Origin of the sequence: Gordonia cholesterolivorans (genome assembly GCF_039531975.1) — a bacterium.
Taxonomy (GTDB): domain Bacteria; phylum Actinomycetota; class Actinomycetes; order Mycobacteriales; family Mycobacteriaceae; genus Gordonia; species Gordonia sihwensis.
Map to the genome: position 1 here is coordinate 18,705 of NZ_BAAARB010000024.1, position 17,199 is coordinate 35,903.

Consider the following 17,199-nt stretch of genomic DNA (forward strand, 5'->3'; position numbering starts at 1 on the left):
TCAGCCGGTGAGCGCCAAACCGTCCAGGGTGAGGGTCGGCTCGGCGTCTGCGTGTTCCGCGAGCCGTTCGGCGACGGCGCCCAGCACCGCCAGCAGTTCGTCGGTGTGCGCGATCGGGACACCGTCCACCCGGCCCCGCCACACCATCTCGGCCGGTCGGGCGTCGGGGACGACGGCCGCCGCGCCGATGAGACGGCGCGCGCCCGGCGCGTCCGCATCCCACATGGCGTCGGCGGTGGTCAGATACAGTGCTGTGGCCGGTCGCAGGTCGTGGCGGTGCACCATCGCCCACGCCCAGTGTTTGGCGACGTCGACCGTCACCTCCTGACCGCGACCGAGCGTGCGCACGTACTTGCTGTGCAACTCGCTGCACAGGAGGTCGGCGTCGTCCCACATCTCCAGCATCGACATGCAGCGGACGCTGTTGTGGAGTGCCTCGAGGTACTTCACCGAATACGGGCCCTCGCGGCGTGAACGGATCTCGCGGAGCACCGAGAAGCCGGCGAGTGCCGTGCTGAACTCGCCGGAGTCGTAGTCGGCGCGGGCCTGGTCGTTCAACTCGTCGAGCATGCTTCAATGCTCCCCCTGTGCGGAAGAATCCGCAGCGTAATGCCGACTTTCCGTGGCGTCGGATGGTGCGCGACCCGCCGGCGTGCGGGATGATTCCGGTGTGGTGGAACAGACACGGGACCTGACCAGGTGGGCACTGCTGAGCATCGTGACGGCGATCGTGGTGATCGCGCTGAAGATGGTCGCGTGGTGGATGACCGGATCGGTGGGTCTGCTCTCCGACGCCGCCGAGTCGGTGGTGAACCTCGTGGCCGCCGTGGTGGCGTTCATCGCCCTGCGCATCGCGGCGAAGCCGGCCGACGACGAGCACAACTTCGGTCACGTCAAGAGCGAGTACTTCTCCGCGGTGGTCGAAGGAGTGATGATCGTGGTGGCCGCGATCGTCATCATCGTGACGGCCGTCGACCGGCTGCTCAATCCGCGTGACCTCGAATCGGTGGGCGTCGGTCTGGCGGTCTCGGTGCTGGCGTCGGTGATCAACGCCGCGGTGGCGTGGCAGCTGATCCGCGCGGGCCGACAGCACCGGTCGCTGACGCTCGAGGCCGACGGCAAGCATCTGATGACCGACGTCTGGACCACCGCGGGCGTGATCGCCGGAGTCGCGGTGGTGGCACTCACCGGCTGGACGATCCTCGATCCGCTCATCGCGATCGCCGTCGCGGTCAACATCGTCTTCGTCGGCTACCGCTTGGTGCGCCAGTCGACGCGCGGGCTGATGGACTCGGCGGTGCCCGATGCCGAACGCGCGGCGATCGACCGGGTCCTCGACCGATTCCGGGGCGACGGCGTCGACTTCCACGACGTACGCACGCGCGAGGCCGGCCATCTGCGATTCGTCCAGCTGCACATGCTGGTGCCGGGCCAATGGACCGTGCAGCGCGGACACGACCTGCTCGAGGAGGTCGAGGCCGCGCTGCACGATGAGGTCGAGGACCTCGTACCCACGATTCACCTGGAACCGATCGAGGATCCGCGCAGCTACGAGCCGTGGCGAAGGTAGCGGAGAACACGTCCACGCGCGGACGCCGAAGCATTAGCCTGGAAGTATGAGCGCTCGTGATTCGTACGAAGGTGGCGAGTACGACCAGGACGACACCGATCAGTTGCAGCCGGCGGACACTCTCGCCGACAGCGAACTGTCGGACGTCCTCGACCGCGGTTACTCGCCGCCCGACTACGCGCCTGCATCCCACGAGCACGACTGTCTCGACGAGAGACTCGCTGAAGAGGTGCCCGACGTCGGCTATGCAGACGAGGACGGCGACCCGGACTTCCCAGAGCGCGACGAGGTCGGCGACCGGCGGGCGGGGCGATTGATCGCGCCGGACGAGGGCGTCGGTCCGGATGTGGACAACCAGTTGCTCGCGACCGACGCCGGCGTCGACGGCGCGGGCGCTTCGGCCGAAGAGGCGGCCATGCACTACATCGACGAGGAGTGAGTGATTCTCGTCCAATCGAGACGAGACATCCGCCCGGAACGGTAGTGGGATTCGATACCGTTCAACCCATGGATCGTGACCGGTTGGTGGAAGTGGGCGTCGCACTGGTGTCGCGCTTCGGGGCCAAAGCCCTCAGCCTGACCTCGGTGGCGCGGCAGGCCGGCGTCGCACGCGCCACGGCCTACCGCATGTTCGGCGGGCGCGATGCGCTCGTCGCCGCGATCATGGCGCGCGAACTCGAGCAGCTCCGGACGCAGCTGCGGGTGTGGGGTGCCGATCAGCCCGACCCCGGCGAGCGGATCCGTGAACGCGTCCGCGGCAGCCTCGCCTACATCCGCGAGCACGAGGCGCTGCAGTACGTCCTCCGGAACGAACCCGAGGAAGTGGTGCGGGCCCTGATCACCACGCACGATTCCGAGCGGCCGTCGCTGATCGAGATGATCGTCGACGCCACGGCGCCCGATGTGCAGGACGACGAGGCAGCGGTGCTGTACCCCGACCCCCGCGCGGGCAGCGAGTTCATGGTCCGCGTGGTGTACTCCTGCATGCTCGTCCCCGACAGCGTGATGTCCGACGACGAGATCGCCGAAATGGTGGTGCGTGCCGTCGTCCGGTGACGGGCCGGAGGCGGCCGGTCCGAGCAATGCGTCCCGACCGACTACGCTCGGATGCATGACTGGCACGGGCGCCCGCAGCATCTACGTCGCGTCGGCGGAAGGCGATACCGGCAAATCCACGATCGCGCTGGGGGTGCTCGCCGTCCTCACGGCGGCGGGCGGACGGGTCGGCGTCTTCCGGCCGATCTCTCGGGCCGCCGCCGGCGAACACGACTACATCCTCGACCTCCTGCACCAGTTCGCGTCGGTCGACATTCCGTACGAGCAGTGCATCGGCGTCACCTACGACGACGTGCACGCCGACCCCGACGCCGCCGTCGCCGAGATCGTCGACCGGTACCACACCGTCGCCGAGCAATGCGACAACGTCCTGGTGATCGGATCCGACTACACCGACGTCGCCTCGCCGTCCGAACTGAGTTTCAACGCGCGGATCGCGGCCAATCTGTCGGCGCCGATCATTCTGGTGGTCAAGGCCTTCGAGCGCCAGCCGCAGGAGGTGAAGGCGGTCGCCGAGATGCTGATGGCCGACATCAAGGCCGCGCACGCCACCACTGTCGGCGTGGTCGCCAACCGTTGCGATCCCGACCGGTTGCTCGAGGTGGTGGCCGCGCTCGGATCGGTGGACGTGCGGACGTGGGCGCTGCCTGACGAGCCGCTCCTGGTGGCGCCGACGATGGCCGAACTCTGCGAAGCGCTCGACGGAGTTCTGTACTCCGGCGAGGCGGATCTGCTCGAACGCGAGGCGCTGGAGGTGATGGTCGGCGGCATGACCGTCGAGCACATCCTCGAGCGGCTCAGCGAGTCGATGGTGGTGATCGCACCGGCGGACCGGTCGGACGTTCTGCTCGCACTGGTGAACGCCAATGCGGCGGAAGGCTTTCCACGGCTGTCCGGGATCATCATCAACGGCGGTCTGCGACCGCACCCGATGATCGACGCCCTGGTCAAAGGGCTCCGTCCGACGCTGCCGATCATCGCGTGCGATCACGGAACCTATGAGACGGCGCGGATCGCCGCGCATACCCGAGGCGCGATGGTCAGCGGGTCGGTCCGCAAGATCGACGCGGCGATGAGTCTGATGGAACGGTACGTCTCCCCGCAGGACCTGCTCGCCGAACTCGATCTGCACACACCGGAGGTGGTCACCCCGCAGATGTTCGAGTACCAGCTGCTGGCGCAGGCCAAGTCGGACCGTCAGCGGATCGTCCTGCCCGAAGGCGGCGACGATCGGATCCTGCGGGCCACCGACCGGCTCGTGCGTCGCGGTGTGGCGGAGTTGACGCTGCTCGGCGACCCGGACTCGGTGCGGCGCCGCGCCAACGAACTCGGCGTCGACCTGTCCGAGGTGGACATCATCGACCCGGCGACCTCGGAGCTCGCCGAGGAGTTCGCGCCGATCTACGCCGAGCTGCGCAAGCACAAGGGAATGACGCTGGAACGGGCCTCGGAGGTGGTGCGCGACGAGTCGTACTTCGGCACCATGCTGCTGCACACCGGCCGCGTCGACGGCATGGTGTCCGGTGCCGTGCACACCACCGCCCAGACCATCCGGCCGGCATTCGAGATCATCAAGACGGTGCCCGGGGTGTCGACGGTGTCGAGCGTCTTCTTCATGTGCCTGGCCGATCGGGTCCTGACCTACGGCGACTGCGCGGTGGTTCCCGACCCGACGGCCGAGGAACTGGCCGACATCGCGGTGTCGTCGGCGCAGACGGCCGCGGCCTTCGGGATCGAGCAGCGGGTCGCGATGCTCTCGTACTCGACGGGCGGGTCGGGCTCCGGCAAGGATGTCGACAAGGTCCGCACCGCCACCGAGCTGGTTCGCGAGCGAGCGCCGGAACTGCTGGTGGAGGGGCCGATTCAATACGACGCGGCGATCGAACCCTCGGTCGCGGCGGCGAAGATGCCCGATTCGCCGGTCGCCGGGCGCGCGACGGTGCTGATCTTCCCGGACCTCAACACCGGCAACAACACGTACAAGGCGGTGCAGCGCAGCGCCGGTGCGATCGCCATCGGCCCGGTGCTGCAGGGACTCAACAAGCCGATGAACGATCTCTCTCGCGGCGCACTCGTCTCCGACATCGTCAACACCGTCGCCATCACCGCGATTCAGGCGCAGAACATCAAGAAGGCCCTCGCCGCCACGGAGCGGGGACCGCGAACCGAGACCCCGGGCGGGGAAGAGAACGGGAGCGACGCATGAGCCGGACACCGATCGACGGGACGGTGCTCGTGGTCAACGCCGGGTCGTCGTCGCTGAAATACCAGGTCCTCGATCCGGTGACCGAAGAGGTGATCGCCGACGGGCTCGCCGAGCGGATCGGGGAATCGGCGTCGCGGATCAAGCACTGGTACCGCGGTCACGACGTGGAGGTCGAGGAGACGCTCGCCGACCACGAGGCGGCGATCGCGCGGGTTCTCGCACTCTTCGCCGCCGACGGTGTGGACGTCGCCGACTCGGGGTTGGCGGCGGTCGGCCATCGCGTGGTGCACGGCGGGCGGTCGTTCTTCGAGCCGACTCTGATCGACGACGTGGTGCGCTCGGAGATCGAGCGGATCTGCCCGCTGGCCCCGCTGCACAATCCGGCCAATCTCGTCGGCATCGACGCGGTGTCGGCACTGTTGCCGGACGTGCCGGCGGTCGCGGTCTTCGACACCGCGTTCTTCCACGACCTGCCCGATGCGGCGGCCACCTACGCGCTCGACGCCGCCGTGGCCGAGGAGTACGCGGTGCGGCGTTACGGTTTCCACGGCACCAGCCACGAGTACGTCTCGCGTCGGGCCGCAGAGTTCTTGGGGCGCGACTACGCCGACGTCGACCAGATCGTGCTGCATCTGGGCAACGGCGCCTCCATGTCGGCGGTGGCGGGCGGGCGCCCGGTCGACACCACGATGGGGATGACGCCGCTCGAGGGGCTGGTGATGGGCACCCGTACCGGAGACATCGACGCCGGGATCGTCTTCCAACTCGCGCGGGTGGGCGGGATGTCGGTCGATGAGATCGACACGCTCGTCAACAAGCGATCCGGGCTCAAGGGACTGTGCGGGGAGAACGACTTCCGCGCGATTCTCGAGCGGGTCGAGGCGGGCGACGCCGCGGCGCGCCTGGCCTACGACGTGTACCTGCACCGACTGCGCCGGTACATCGGGGCGTATCTGATCGAATTGGGCGGCGCCGACGCCATCGTGTTCACCGCCGGAGTGGGGGAGAACGCGGCGGCGGTGCGCGCCGATTCGCTGGCGGGGCTGGAGAAGTTCGGCATCGAGATCGACGCCGAACGCAACGCGGTCCGCAGCAGTGAGCCGCGTGTCATCTCCACCGACTCCTCCGAGGTGACGGTTCTCGTGGTGCCGACCAACGAAGAACTCGCCATCGCCCGCCAGGCCGTCGCTGTCGCCGGCTCTACCTCACAGGCCGGTTGAGCGACTTCCCCCGCAGGCTGGTTGAGCGACTCCCACCCCCTCTCAGGCCTGTTGAGCGAGCGGAGCGAGTCGAAACTGCGTTGTGCAGTCGACTCCCTCCCCCCTCAGGCTTGTTGAGCGACCCTCCCTCAGGCCTGTTGAGCGAGCGGAGCGAGTCGAAACTCCCGCACCCCGGCAGAGTCACACGACCAGGTCCTCGTACCGGAACTCGGTGACGATCTCCTCTCCCGCCGCATGCGACGCGGCTTCGCGCTGCTGCAGTTCCACACGTCGAATCTTCCCGGAGATGGTCTTCGGGAGTTCGAAGAACTCGACGCGGCGCACTTTCAGATACGGCGCCAGATGGTCCCGGGCGTACTCCATGATCGTCTTCGCGGTCTCGGCGGTGGGCTCCCATCCCTCCGCGAGTGCGACGTAGGCCTTCGGCACCGCGAGACGGGTGTCGTCCGGTTGCGGAACCACCGCGGCCTCCACCACGGCGGGATGCTCGATCAGCACGCTCTCCAACTCGAACGGCGAGACCTTGTAATCGGACGACTTGAAGACGTCGTCGGTGCGGCCGATGTACGTGATGTAGCCGTCCTCGTCGCGGTGCGCCACATCGCCGGTGTGGTAGTAGCCGCCGGCCATCACCTGCTCGTTGCGTTCCGGATCCCCGAGATAACCGGTCATCAGGTTCATCGGGTGCCGGGCGAGGTCCAGACAGATCTCGCCGTCGTCGGAGACCTCACCGGTCAGCGGATCGACGAGCGTGACCGGAACGCCCGGCATCGGACGGCCCATCGAACCCGCCTTCACCGGCTGGCCGGGTGTGTTGCCGACCTGGAGCGTGGTCTCGGTCTGCCCGAAGCCGTCGCGGATCGTGAGACCCCACGACTGTTCGACCTGGCGGATCACGTCGGGGTTCAGCGGTTCGCCCGCGCCGAGCAGTTCGCGCAGCCCCTCCGGCCGTTCTCCCAGATCCGCTTGAATCAGCATGCGCCACACCGTCGGCGGGGCGCAGAAGGTGTTGACGCGGGCCCGTCGCAGCTGCCCCATGAGGGCGGCGGCGTCGAACCGTGAGTAGTTGTAGACGAAGATCGTCGCCTCCGCGATCCACGGCGCGAAGAACAGGCTCCACGCGTGCTTGGCCCAGCCGGGCGAGCTGATGGTCAGGTGGACATCGCCCGGCTTCACGCCGATCCACGCCATCGTCGTGAAATGGCCGACGGCGTAGCTGATCTGCGAGTGCTCCACCAGCTTCGGCCGGCTGGTGGTGCCCGAGGTGAAGTAGATGAGCATCGGGTCGCCCACCAGGGTGGTCGACTCGAACGGTCCGGCCGACTCGGCATCGGCGCTGTGGGCGTACGACGTCCAGCCGGCGACGTCGTCGCCGACCACGATGCGCCGATAGTCGCCCTCGACCGTGTCGAACTTGGCGGTGTCCGCGGCGTTCGCGATCACACAGCTCGCGCCGCCCCGCTTGATCCGGTCGGTGAGATCGGCCGGGCCCAGAGCCGCGGTCGTCGGCATCACGATCGCGCCGAGCTTCATGATCGCGAGCATCAGCTCCCACAGTTCCACCTGATTGCCGAGCATCAGGACGATGCGGTCGCCCTTCGTGATGCCGAGACCCCGCAGCCACGTCGCCACGCGATCGGAGTTCGTGGCCATCTCGTCGAACGTGACTCTGACCTCCGACCCGTCCTCTTCGGTGATCCACAGAGCGAGACGGTCGTTGCCGCGGGCGAAGCTGTCGAACCAGTCGATGGCCCAATTGAACGTGCCGGTGATCTCCGGCCAGCGGAACTCGCGGACGGCGCGGTCGTAATCGTGGATCAGCTCGATCATCTGGTCGCGGCTGCTGCGGTAGAGCTCAGTGTTCGTGGTCATGGTCACATGATCCACATCACAGTCCGGTGCGGCCACCCTCCGAAGAGGGGTGTGGGTGTGGTGGGCGGGTGCGGTGGGTGGGTGCGGTGCCGGTGGTTTCGACTCGCTGCGCTCGCTCAACCAGCCTGGGGGAGGACGAGCTCAACGAGCCTGGGGGCGCTCTACCAGCCTGGGGAGTTGCGGCGGTCAGAACAGGGTGGCGGGCCGGATCAGGTTCGCGAGGTCGACCAGCAGGAAACGGTGGGCGCGATTGTCGCGGGTCGCCTTCGCCAGCTCGCGGAGAGAGCGTTCGGTTCCGGCCCGCAGACCGTGCTCGTTGAACGGGAAACCGAGGAAGTCGTCGGCCGGATAGTCCTCGTCGACGTGAGCGTCGATCCACCCGAGAGCCGTGCCGAGGATGATGAGCTGGAGGCGGCCGCGCCGGGGATCGTCCCAGCTGATCTCTTCGAAGCGCTCGGCCGCCTCGAACAGCTCCGACCTCGTCACCTCGCTCGGCGGGCGACCGTGGACGAGGGTGATAATCGCCGAGATCTGCGCGGTGCCGTAGTGCCGGCTCGTGGTGGGTACCTCGTCGAGGGGCTCGATGGCGGCGTCGTACCGTCCCTCCGCCAGGATCATCCTGGCCAGCCCGAAAGCTGCGGACACGATGCTGTGATCGGTCAGCCACAGATCGTGATAGTTCTGCCGCGCGATCTCGTACCAGCGTTCCACCTGCGCCATCTGGTCGTTGGAGGTGTACTCCTCGGCGGAGAGCCAGTAACCGATCAGCTCGGCGGTGCCCGCCACCGCCAGTTTCGGCGCCACCTCACCGGGCATCGCCTCCAGCACTTCGTGAAAGCGGTCGAAGGCGAGTTCCGGCTCGGCGTTGAGCAGCGAGCAGATGCCCAGATACCAGTGCAGCCGCCACGAGTCCCCGTGATGGACCGCGACCTCCCGAAGCAACTGCAGCGCCGTGTCGAGATTGCCGAGCTCCAGATGGGCGCGCGCTTCGGCGAGGTCGAGTTCCATCGACGGGTGCTGCGGTCCGGCGCCGTCGTCGGCGTCGTCCGTCGCGATGAGCGCCTTGTACCCGTCGGCGCGCGCGGCGCGGATGGTGTCGAGCGTTTGCCGCGGGTACGAGAGAGCGGCCGAGGTCAGGACGCTCGCGGCGGGATCGGTCGGGTCCACGAGCGGCACCGGCAGCGCTCGCGCGATGTCGGCGGGGTCGTGGATCGCCGCGTCCTTCGGGTCGAAGAAGCCGTCCACGGGCGCCAGCAGGAGTTCGGTGCCGAACGTCGAGCGCTGCGGGGTGAAGACCGTCGACATGGAGGGCCGGGGGACGCCGGTGTGCAGCGCCACGGTCTCCCGCAGCACGTTGAGCACCTGCGTGGTCATCTCCTCCGCGGACGAGAAGCGCTCGGCGGGGTCGGGGGATGTAGCCCGGTGCAGTAGGAAGTAGAACGACGGATTCTCCACGAACAGCGGAGTGGTTCGCGGGTCGGGCAGTCCGTCGAGGTATCGGCCGTCGGCCATCGGCATGTCGACGGTGAGGACGGCCAGCGTGCGGCCGATGCTGTAGATGTCGGTGACGATCTGCGGGCCCGTCTGCACGATCTCCGGAGCCTGGAACCCGGGCGTGCCGTAGAGATGCCCGGTCCCGTTGATCGCGGAGACCGCACCCAGGTCGATGAGCTTGACCTCATCGCTGGTGATCATGATGTTGTCGGGTTTCACGTCGTTGTAGACCAGGCCCACCGAATGCAGGTATCCGACGGCCGAGAGCACTTCGAGGATGTAGGCCATCGCCTGCTCGATCGGGAGCAGCGATGAGGTGCCGTCCTCGTTGGTGGTCAGCTGTTTGAGCGTGTGACCACCGACGTACTCCATCACGATATAGCCGACGGACCGCCCGTCCTCCGTGACGCCCTCCACGAAGTTGAAGATCTTCACGATGCCCGGATCGTTCACCGAGGCGAGGAACTGCCGTTCGGCGATGGCTACCGCCTGAGCCTGTGAGTCCGACGAGTTCAGCAGGCCCTTCAGGACGACGGGGCGGTCGGAGACGTTGTGGTCCACAGCCAGGTAGATCCATCCGATGCCGCCGTGCGCGATCGCGCCGGCGATCTCGTACTGATCGGCGACCATCGTGCCCCGTTTGAGACCGGGGACGAACGAGTACCGCGACCCGCAGTTCCAGCAGGTGCCGCTGAGCGGTCCCTTGCCGCGGCCCGACTTCCGGCCCACCGGCTCGCCGCAGTTCCAGCACTTGCGCTTGCTCGGCGCGATCACCGGGTCGGCCAGGACGGCGTCCGCGGGGTCGATGTCGGTGATCTCGGGAAGCTGGACCAGTTCACTGCCGAGGCGGCGGTCGTGGACGTGGGCGCTCTTGCGGCTCTTCCTGCGTGAGGCGGCGATGTCGTCGAGGATCCGCCGCACCTGCGTCGACTGGGTGACGGTCGCCGTAGGCGCGGTGTCCCCGACAGTGCCCATCGGCGCGGGGACGGTGCCCGCCTGTGTCTGGACCGACTCGGAGGCCTCGGTCTGTGCGGGTTCGACTGCCGAGGCCTGTGTCTCGGCCGGGAGCTCGGTCGCCTCGGTGGCGACCGGCTCGGCGTCGCGGTTCTTGTTGCGCTTCTTCTTGATATCGCTCATCACGTCAATCCCGGTACATCGTCGGCGGCGGGGATCCGGGCCCGAGGATCGACAGCCACTCGTCGTAGGACCGCTGCCAGCTGCCGTCGGCCTCGCGGGCCGCGATCACGCCGTTGATGAATCGCGCGAAGTCATCCTGCCCCTTGGGTATCCCCACTCCGTAGTACTCCGTTCCGAGGCTGTCGCCGACCACGTGGACCCACGGGTCCTGCGCGGCGATCCCGGCGAGTATGGAGTCGTCCGAGGTGATCGCGTCCACCTGCCCCTGCTGCATCATCACCAGGCAGTCGGCCCAACTCGCGGTGGTGAGATATTTCGCGCTCGGAACAGCACGTTCCACACGCGCGATGGAAGTGGAGGAGCGAGTGGCGCAGACGTTCTTCCCGGCGAGATCGGATGCCTGTGAGATACCCGAATTGCGGTACGCGAGGATCTGCTGGGCGGCGGCGTAGTAGGGCACCGAGAAGTCGATGGACTTGAGTCGATCGCACGTGATCGACATCGTTTTGACGACGACGTCGACCGCGCCGTTCTCCAGCGCCTGGATGCGGTTCTCGTTGGTGATCATCCGGTACTCGATCAGATTCGGATCCCCGAAGATCGCCTCGGCGATCCAGTGCGCGACGTCGATGTCGAATCCTTTGACGTCGCCGGTGATCGGATCGCGGAAACTCAGCGGATTGCTGCCGAGGTCGGTGCCGACGATCAGCCGTCCGCGCTTGGCGATCCGGTCCATCGTCGATCCGGGCGGCATCTGCCGCGGTTCGGGCAGCGGTCCCGGCCGGAGTCCGGCGATCGTGGCGCAGTCGGAGTCGGGCGCCGGCGCGTCGGGCTGCGCGCCGAAACCGACGTCGGGCGGGAACGGCGCGTGCGCGGTGGTGGACGGCGGCTCGCTGGGGGTGCTGGTCACGGTGGCGCATGAGGTGAGGCCGGACGCGATGAGACACAGCAGTACGATCAGGCGGCGGGCGGACGCGGAGGCTGTCATCGGTACTCCCGGATCCGGGGGAACAGGCCGATCGCGACCGCCACGGCGGCCACCCCGCACAGCACGCCGATACCAGTGCCGGTGAAGCCGAGCAGACGCTGGGCGGTGCTGATGTTGTCGCGGAACGTGGTGCGGGCCTGGCCTATAGCCTTGACCAGCGCGTCGTTGACCTCGTTGTATCCGGTTGCGGTGCTGATCTTGCCGTTGCCGATGGTCAGGGCCCGCGCGGCCGTGTAGTCACCGCTCGCCAGCCGACGGCCCACCTCCTCGTGGGCACTGCGCCAACGTTCGAGCGCCGACTGGACGTCGGTGAGCGGCTGCGTCAGGCCGTGGTCGTCGGCGTGGTCGGGGTCGTTCGCGAGTTGGTCGGCGTGATCGTGGATCTCCTCGAGATCCTTGCTGAAGCCGACGTCGAGTTCTCCCGGATCGGACCGGCGGACCAGCGACAGCGTCTCGGCCGACCGCGCCTGCTGTGTGAGGATCCGCATGGTGGTCAGCGTGTGCAGCGGATCGGCACCGGCGGTCTTCGCCGTGTTGGCCGCGGCCACCGACAGCAGTCCCGAGATGAGCAGCCAGACCGTGCCGAGGATCATCGCGGTGAGCGCGCCGATGAGACCGATGTTGAAGTGGCGCCGCGTGCGCCGGGCCAGATAGCGTCCGGTGACGATCAGCATCGCGATGATGATCAGCAGCGCCACGTAGACGCCCCACGGTGGGACGGTGAGGGTGCGCTGGGGGTCGGAGATCGCCGACGACCGGTCCTCGTAGAGGCGTTGCGCCGCGGGCAGGATGGTCTCGATCATCAATGACGAGGCCTCGCTGAGGTAGGCCGATCCGACGGGGTTCGCGAGCCGGTTGTTGGTGCGTGCGGTCTCGATGAGGCCCGTGTACACCGGGATGTTGGTGGCGATGGTGTCGAGATCGTCACGCGAGGGCTTGTCGCGCTCGGACACCTCCGCCGCCGTGGACAGTCCGTCCGCGGCGGCGATGAGCGCGGAGGACGCCGTCGCGATGGAGTCGGTGTACTCCGCGCGGAGGTCGGGGGACTCGCGGCCGCCGGAGATGAACGCGGAGTTGGCCGCGGCGTCGGCCACCGACAGCGAACTGTAGAGGACCTCGGCGGCCTCGGCCTGCGGCTCGGCGCGGTCGACGAGTGCTTCGAGGGTCTGGCTTCGCTCGGTGAGCGAGACGGACGAGTACCAGCCGGTGAGACCGCATGCGAGGACCATCGCGAGCAGGATGATGACGAGTTTGCCGGGCGTGGTGGTCGCGTAGAAGCGCATCGTCAGCAACGGCGACGAGACCCGCTCGCGGGTCATGGCGGCGATCTCGCGCCGGTCGGCGATCACCTGGCGCAGAGTGGGGCTCGGCGCGCCACGGTCGGGCAGCACACTGCGGCCCGCATGCGTGAGTGCCGAGCGCACTCGGTAAACCTGGCCGGCCACGAGTTGTCCCTTTCGGATGTGCTGCGCTCAACCCTAGTCGGCGCGGCTGCGAGTAGACGGACAGCCCGGTACGGTGATTCGTCAGAGAAGCCGATCTGAAGTCGGTGGGTCGGTGCAGGAGGTCGCAGGGTGCGCGGTGACGGTGACGGCTGGGTGTTCGGTGCGGACGGTGCGCGCTACTGGGGACGCTTCGGGGCGGCGGGTCTGCTGCTGTGCGCGCCGGCCGACTCAGGCGTCGTGGTGCTGCTCCAGCATCGCGCCGTGTGGTCGCATCAGGGCGGCACGTGGGGGCTGCCGGGCGGTGCCCGCGACTCGCACGAGAGCGTGGAACAGGCCGCGGTGCGTGAAGCGCACGAGGAAGCCGGGATCGCTGAGTCGGACGTCGCGGTGATCGAGTCGATCGTCACGCACTCGGCGCCGGAGTGGAGTTACACGACGGTCATCGCCAAGGCCGATTCGCCGGTCGCGACGGTCGGCAACGGGGAGTCCGCCGAACTGCGCTGGGTGCCCGCCGAGTCGGTGGCCGAGCTGCCGCTGCATCCCGGTCTGGCGAAGGCGTGGCCGGGGCTGCTGGCCCGGCTCACCTGAGTCCGGCCCGCCCGAGCTCGGGCCCACCTGAGCGAGCTCACGCCAGCTGATTGGCTCCCGCGATCAGCGCGTTGATGGTGGCCTCGTCGCCGGTGCGGCCCCGGCCGTACGACCAACTCCGGTGCAGATCGCGTTCGCAGAGCAGGTAGGTGACGGTCTCGCCGTCCTCCTGATGCTGGTACAGCGAGACGATCTCGACGCCCGCGCCCAGTGCGTACAGCACCTCGGTCATCGCGCCGATGGCGCCGACCGCGGTGGCGCTGACGTCGTGGCATCGTCGGCCGAGATTGATCCGTGCGCGGCAGGTGACGGTGTCGCCGCGACCCGGCTCGATCGTGATCGCCTCCAACGCGATGTCGCCGGCGGGTGCGTAGGTCTGGTCGAAACTCGAAGTGGTCATGTCGGCCGCCTCCCGTGGAAACCAATTCGGCAGTCGCCGAGAGGAGCGGGACTGCTGCGGACGGTCGTATCCGTTACGGGTACAGGATGTCGGCAGGATCTGAATGGAACGCATCGGGAGCCTTCATTTCGGTCGAAGATTCGATGACCGACGAGCTCAGATATGTGGAGAGACGACAACCCCGCAGCGGGGGGTCGGTCGAATCAGACCCCGCTGCGGCGGGCTACAAGAAGCTTCCACGTCATGATGGCAAGCAGCTTACTCCGCCGTGCCGGAAAGGCAAGCCGTCCGGAGGTCGCGCGCGGCGGTCGCGGGATCGTCGGCACCGGTGATCGCCCGGACCACCACGATGCGCTCGCCGCCCGCGTCGGTGACCTCTCGGACGCGGGGCAGGTCGATGCCGCCGATCGCGAACCACGCCTTGCTGGGCCGCGCCGCGGCGACCGCGCTGACGAACTCCAGTCCGGTGGCCGCCCGGCCCGGTTTGGTCGGCGTCGTCCAGCACGGGCCGGTGCAGAAGTAGTCCACGTCGGGATCGGCATCGGCGGTGAGCGCCTGCTCCACGGTGTGCGTGGAGCGGCCGATCACCACGTCGGGGCCGACGATGCGCCGGGCGGTGGCGGGCGGCAGATCGTCCTGGCCGACGTGGAGGACGTCGGCGCGGGACGCGACCGCGACGTCGGCCCGGTCGTTGACCGCCAGCAGCGCACCCGCGGCGTGCGTCAGTTCGCGCAGCCGCCGCAGCAGTTCCAGCTCCTGCACGGCGGTGAGCTCGCCGAACTCGCGTTCCCCGGGCGAATTCTTGTCGCGCAGCTGGACGATGTCGACGCCGCCCGCGAGAGCGCTCCGGACGAAGTCGATCAGGTCGCCGCGCTCGCGCCGCGCGTCGGTGCACAGGTACAGGCGGGAGGTGGCGAGACGAGTGCGGGCATCCATGACCGACACCGTAGTCGCCGATGCCGGGCGGTAGACTGTGAGGCGTTATCGACACGGGAGTCCGGAGGTCCGCCGGGCTGAGAGTGCGCTGCGCCGGCGCTGACCGTCACACCTGATCCGGGTCATGCCGGCGAAGGAAGGCTGACGTCATGTCTGGTGAAAGCGCATCCGGCGAAGAGTTCGCCTCCCCGAGGGGACATAGCACCGAGCGGCTCGGTGAACTGTCGGTGATCGGGGGCGGCGTCGTCGGCCTCACGTGCGCCCTGTCCGCCGCCGACCGCGGATGGCGGGTGCGCGTCTTCGACGCCGGACCGCAGGAGCGGGCCGCGCACGTCGCGGGCGGCATGCTCGGCTGCTTCGCAGAAGGACATCCCGGCGAGGACCGGCTGCTGGCGATCTCGCGGGACTCGGTGGCGCGATGGCCCGCCCTGCTCGAACGACTCGGCGATCCGACCGTGCGGACGGCCGCCGACAGCTTGCTGATCGGTGCCGCGCCGGCCGATCTGGAGCACCTGCGGACACAGGTGCGGTTCGGGCTGTCCACGTCGCCCGGCGACGCCGACCGGCTGCCCGCGATGACACCGGCCGAGCTGCGTGCAGCCGAACCCGCGCTGGTGCGCGGCGTGGCCGGAGGGTTTCACGCGGTCGGTGAGGGGTCGCTCGACAACCGGCGGCTGATCGCCGCGCTGCAACGCGCGCTCAAGAGCCGCGGAGTGATCTGGGAGCGCGGGCGGGTGACCGATCTGTCGACGATCCCCGGGGATCAGGTGCTGGTCGCGGCCGGCCTCGGTTCCCGCAGGCTGCTGCCGAGCGTGGAACTCCGCGGTGAGAAGGGCGAGATCCTCCGACTGCGCCGCACACGTTGGTCGGTGCCGCCGCCGACGCATGTGATCCGGGCCCGCTGGCATGGGCGCGCCCTGTACCTGGTGCCGAGGGATGACGGGGTGGTCGTGGGCGCCACCCAGTACGAGGCCTACGACGACGGTGATCGGATGCCGCTGGCGGGCGGGGTGGGCGATCTGCTCGCCGACGCCGCCGAGCTGATGCCGGGACTGCGCACCTACGAACTCGCCGAGGCGGGCGCGGGGATCCGCCCGTCGTCGCCGGACGGTGTGCCCGTGGTGCGGCGGGTGGACGAGCGGATTCTCGTCGCCGCCGGGCACGGCCGCAACGGCATCGCGCTCGCCCCGTGGACCGCGGCGCGCGTGGCCGCCCTCCTCCGACCGCCGGATCGGCGCGGACCGGACTCGCGGGTGGATCCGATCGCAACTGACAACACCGACAACAGGGAGCCGACATGGAACTGACCGTCAACGGCGACACCGTCACCTTCGATGACGCGCCGACCGTCACCGGGCTGCTGGCCCACCTCGACCTGCCCGACTGCGGAGTCGCGGTGGCCGTGGACGGGGTGGTGCGTTCCAAAGCCGAGTGGGACCGACCGCTCGGTGCGTACGCCGAGATCGACATCCTGACGGCGGTGCAGGGTGGCTGACACAGCACAGGGACCGGTCGGGGAGGTGCCGCCGCTGTCCGTGGCCGGCCGCGAGTTCGGTTCGCGGCTCATCACGGGGACCGGCGGCGCGCCGAATCTCGCTGTGCTCGAACGTGCATTGATCGCCTCCGGAACCGAGCTGACGACGGTGGCGATGCGCCGCATCAGTCCGGAGTCCGGGACCGGTGTGCTCGACCTGCTGCGTCGCCTCGGAATCGCGGTCCTGCCGAACACGGCGGGCTGTCACACCACGGCCGAGGCGGTACTGACCGCGCAGCTCGCCCGTGAGGCGTGCGAGACGGATCTGGTCAAGCTGGAAGTGGTGGCCGACGACCGCACGTTGCTGCCCGATCCGCTCGAGTTGGTGGACGCCGCATCGGCGCTGGTCGCCGACGGCTTTCAGGTTCTCGCGTACACCAACGACGACCCGGTCCTCGCTCTGCGTCTGCAAGACGCGGGGGTGGCCGCGGTGATGCCGCTGGGCTCGCCGATCGGGACCGGGCTCGGCATCTCCAATCCACACAACATCGAGATGATCGTCGCGCGGGCCGAGGTGCCGGTGGTGCTCGACGCCGGCATCGGGACGGCGAGCGACGCGGCACTGGCCATGGAACTCGGCTGCGACGCCGTCCTGCTGGCCTCGGCGGTCACGCGCGCGGACGACCCGGCGGCGATGGCCGCGGCCATGCGCCACGCCGTCGTCGCCGGATACCTGGCCGCGCACGCCGGCCGGATCCCGAAGCGGTTCTGGGCGCAGGCATCCTCGCCGAGCCGTTCCGCGATCTGCTGAGG

General features: G+C 68.7%; 16 protein-coding genes and 1 riboswitch. Of the genes, 9 read left to right on the plus strand and 7 right to left on the minus strand.

The genetic code is table 11. The features are described 5' to 3' along the window. The gene (locus tag ABFX36_RS16875) at positions 1-570 is read right to left on the minus strand and encodes a hypothetical protein (RefSeq protein WP_045537233.1); all 570 of its coding nucleotides are present in this window, start codon (positions 568-570) and stop codon (positions 1-3) included. Between the two features lie 100 nt (positions 571-670). On the opposite strand from ABFX36_RS16875, the gene ABFX36_RS16880 reads away from it, so the two are divergent. From ABFX36_RS16880 to ABFX36_RS16900, 5 genes are all read left to right on the plus strand, one after another. Then, entirely contained in the window at positions 671-1,570 is a 900-nt protein-coding gene (locus ABFX36_RS16880; protein WP_006897024.1) for a cation diffusion facilitator family transporter, read from the plus strand. Between the two features lie 46 nt (positions 1,571-1,616). Then, positions 1,617-2,009, plus strand: coding sequence for a DUF5709 domain-containing protein (locus tag ABFX36_RS16885; RefSeq protein WP_045537234.1), 393 nt, complete (start codon positions 1,617-1,619; stop codon positions 2,007-2,009). Between the two features lie 68 nt (positions 2,010-2,077). Then, a complete protein-coding gene (locus ABFX36_RS16890; RefSeq protein WP_006897022.1) occupies positions 2,078-2,626 on the plus strand; it encodes a TetR/AcrR family transcriptional regulator in 549 nt (182 codons plus the stop codon). A gap of 55 nt (positions 2,627-2,681) precedes the next feature. Next, on the plus strand, positions 2,682-4,832 hold the full coding sequence (gene pta / locus ABFX36_RS16895; protein ID WP_045537235.1) for a phosphate acetyltransferase: 2,151 nt from the start codon (positions 2,682-2,684) through the stop codon (positions 4,830-4,832). Next, positions 4,829-6,052: an acetate kinase gene (locus ABFX36_RS16900; RefSeq protein ID WP_346077506.1), complete on the plus strand. Its 1,224-nt coding sequence runs from the start codon at positions 4,829-4,831 to the stop codon at positions 6,050-6,052. The genes pta and ABFX36_RS16900 overlap by 4 nt, the downstream gene beginning before the upstream one ends. Before the next feature lie 180 nt (positions 6,053-6,232). On the opposite strand, the gene ABFX36_RS16905 is transcribed toward ABFX36_RS16900, so the two are convergent. The 4 genes from ABFX36_RS16905 to ABFX36_RS16920 form a co-directional block, all read right to left on the minus strand. Next, a complete protein-coding gene (locus ABFX36_RS16905) occupies positions 6,233-7,924 on the minus strand; it encodes an AMP-binding protein (RefSeq protein ID WP_006897019.1) in 1,692 nt (563 codons plus the stop codon). 186 nt (positions 7,925-8,110) lie between these two features. Next, positions 8,111-10,555, minus strand: a complete 2,445-nt coding sequence (locus ABFX36_RS16910; protein ID WP_346077508.1) for a serine/threonine-protein kinase — start codon at positions 10,553-10,555, stop codon at positions 8,111-8,113. Between the two features lie 4 nt (positions 10,556-10,559). After that, positions 10,560-11,543 carry a glutamate ABC transporter substrate-binding protein gene (locus ABFX36_RS16915; RefSeq protein ID WP_045537237.1) on the minus strand — a complete coding sequence of 328 codons (984 nt, stop codon included), beginning with the start codon at positions 11,541-11,543 and terminating at the stop codon, positions 10,560-10,562. After that, positions 11,540-12,988, minus strand: coding sequence for a hypothetical protein (locus tag ABFX36_RS16920; RefSeq protein WP_006897016.1), 1,449 nt, complete (start codon positions 12,986-12,988; stop codon positions 11,540-11,542). The genes ABFX36_RS16915 and ABFX36_RS16920 overlap by 4 nt, the downstream gene beginning before the upstream one ends. A gap of 129 nt (positions 12,989-13,117) precedes the next feature. Between ABFX36_RS16920 and ABFX36_RS16925 the strand changes: the two genes are divergently transcribed. Further along, the gene (locus ABFX36_RS16925; RefSeq protein ID WP_006897015.1) at positions 13,118-13,576 is read left to right on the plus strand and encodes an NUDIX hydrolase; all 459 of its coding nucleotides are present in this window, start codon (positions 13,118-13,120) and stop codon (positions 13,574-13,576) included. A 37-nt stretch (positions 13,577-13,613) separates the two neighbouring features. Here the strand turns inward: ABFX36_RS16925 and ABFX36_RS16930 are convergent, their stop codons facing one another. Together ABFX36_RS16930 and thiE are read right to left on the minus strand one after the other, a co-directional pair. After that, positions 13,614-13,976, minus strand: a complete 363-nt coding sequence (locus ABFX36_RS16930; protein WP_039867667.1) for a hypothetical protein — start codon at positions 13,974-13,976, stop codon at positions 13,614-13,616. Positions 13,977-14,234: 258 nt separating this feature from the next. After that, positions 14,235-14,912 (minus strand): thiamine phosphate synthase, encoded by a 678-nt coding sequence (gene thiE / locus ABFX36_RS16935; RefSeq protein WP_006897013.1) that lies wholly within the window; start codon positions 14,910-14,912, stop codon positions 14,235-14,237. A 43-nt stretch (positions 14,913-14,955) separates the two neighbouring features. Next, positions 14,956-15,069: riboswitch (TPP riboswitch) on the plus strand. Between thiE and ABFX36_RS16940 the strand changes: the two genes are divergently transcribed. The 3 genes from ABFX36_RS16940 to thiG all read left to right on the plus strand — a co-directional run bounded on the left by ABFX36_RS16940 (position 15,062) and on the right by thiG (position 17,197). After that, positions 15,062-16,219 carry an FAD-dependent oxidoreductase gene (locus tag ABFX36_RS16940; RefSeq protein WP_006897012.1) on the plus strand — a complete coding sequence of 386 codons (1,158 nt, stop codon included), beginning with the start codon at positions 15,062-15,064 and terminating at the stop codon, positions 16,217-16,219. Its footprint overlaps the riboswitch before it by 8 nt. Continuing rightward, positions 16,210-16,407, plus strand: coding sequence for a sulfur carrier protein ThiS (gene thiS, locus ABFX36_RS16945; RefSeq protein ID WP_006897011.1), 198 nt, complete (start codon positions 16,210-16,212; stop codon positions 16,405-16,407). The genes ABFX36_RS16940 and thiS overlap by 10 nt, the downstream gene beginning before the upstream one ends. Further along, positions 16,400-17,197 carry a thiazole synthase gene (thiG, locus tag ABFX36_RS16950; protein WP_006897010.1) on the plus strand — a complete coding sequence of 266 codons (798 nt, stop codon included), beginning with the start codon at positions 16,400-16,402 and terminating at the stop codon, positions 17,195-17,197. Before thiS ends, thiG begins: the two co-directional genes overlap by 8 nt. Positions 17,198-17,199: the final 2 nt, after the last annotated feature.

What these genes read in the sequence shown, in the direction of transcription:
- ABFX36_RS16875 (WP_045537233.1), bottom strand. Translation starts at nt 570, where the DNA reads ATGCTCGACGAGTTGAACGACCAGGCCCGCGCCGACTACGACTCCGGC.
- ABFX36_RS16885 (WP_045537234.1), top strand. Translation starts at nt 1,617, where the DNA reads ATGAGCGCTCGTGATTCGTACGAAGGTGGCGAGTACGACCAGGACGAC.
- ABFX36_RS16890 (WP_006897022.1), top strand. Translation starts at nt 2,078, where the DNA reads ATGGATCGTGACCGGTTGGTGGAAGTGGGCGTCGCACTGGTGTCGCGC.
- pta (WP_045537235.1), top strand. Translation starts at nt 2,682, where the DNA reads ATGACTGGCACGGGCGCCCGCAGCATCTACGTCGCGTCGGCGGAAGGC.
- ABFX36_RS16900 (WP_346077506.1), top strand. Translation starts at nt 4,829, where the DNA reads ATGAGCCGGACACCGATCGACGGGACGGTGCTCGTGGTCAACGCCGGG.
- ABFX36_RS16905 (WP_006897019.1), bottom strand. Translation starts at nt 7,924, where the DNA reads ATGACCACGAACACTGAGCTCTACCGCAGCAGCCGCGACCAGATGATC.
- ABFX36_RS16910 (WP_346077508.1), bottom strand. Translation starts at nt 10,555, where the DNA reads ATGAGCGATATCAAGAAGAAGCGCAACAAGAACCGCGACGCCGAGCCG.
- ABFX36_RS16915 (WP_045537237.1), bottom strand. Translation starts at nt 11,543, where the DNA reads ATGACAGCCTCCGCGTCCGCCCGCCGCCTGATCGTACTGCTGTGTCTC.
- ABFX36_RS16930 (WP_039867667.1), bottom strand. Translation starts at nt 13,976, where the DNA reads ATGACCACTTCGAGTTTCGACCAGACCTACGCACCCGCCGGCGACATC.
- thiE (WP_006897013.1), bottom strand. Translation starts at nt 14,912, where the DNA reads ATGGATGCCCGCACTCGTCTCGCCACCTCCCGCCTGTACCTGTGCACC.
- ABFX36_RS16940 (WP_006897012.1), top strand. Translation starts at nt 15,062, where the DNA reads ATGTCTGGTGAAAGCGCATCCGGCGAAGAGTTCGCCTCCCCGAGGGGA.
- thiS (WP_006897011.1), top strand. Translation starts at nt 16,210, where the DNA reads ATGGAACTGACCGTCAACGGCGACACCGTCACCTTCGATGACGCGCCG.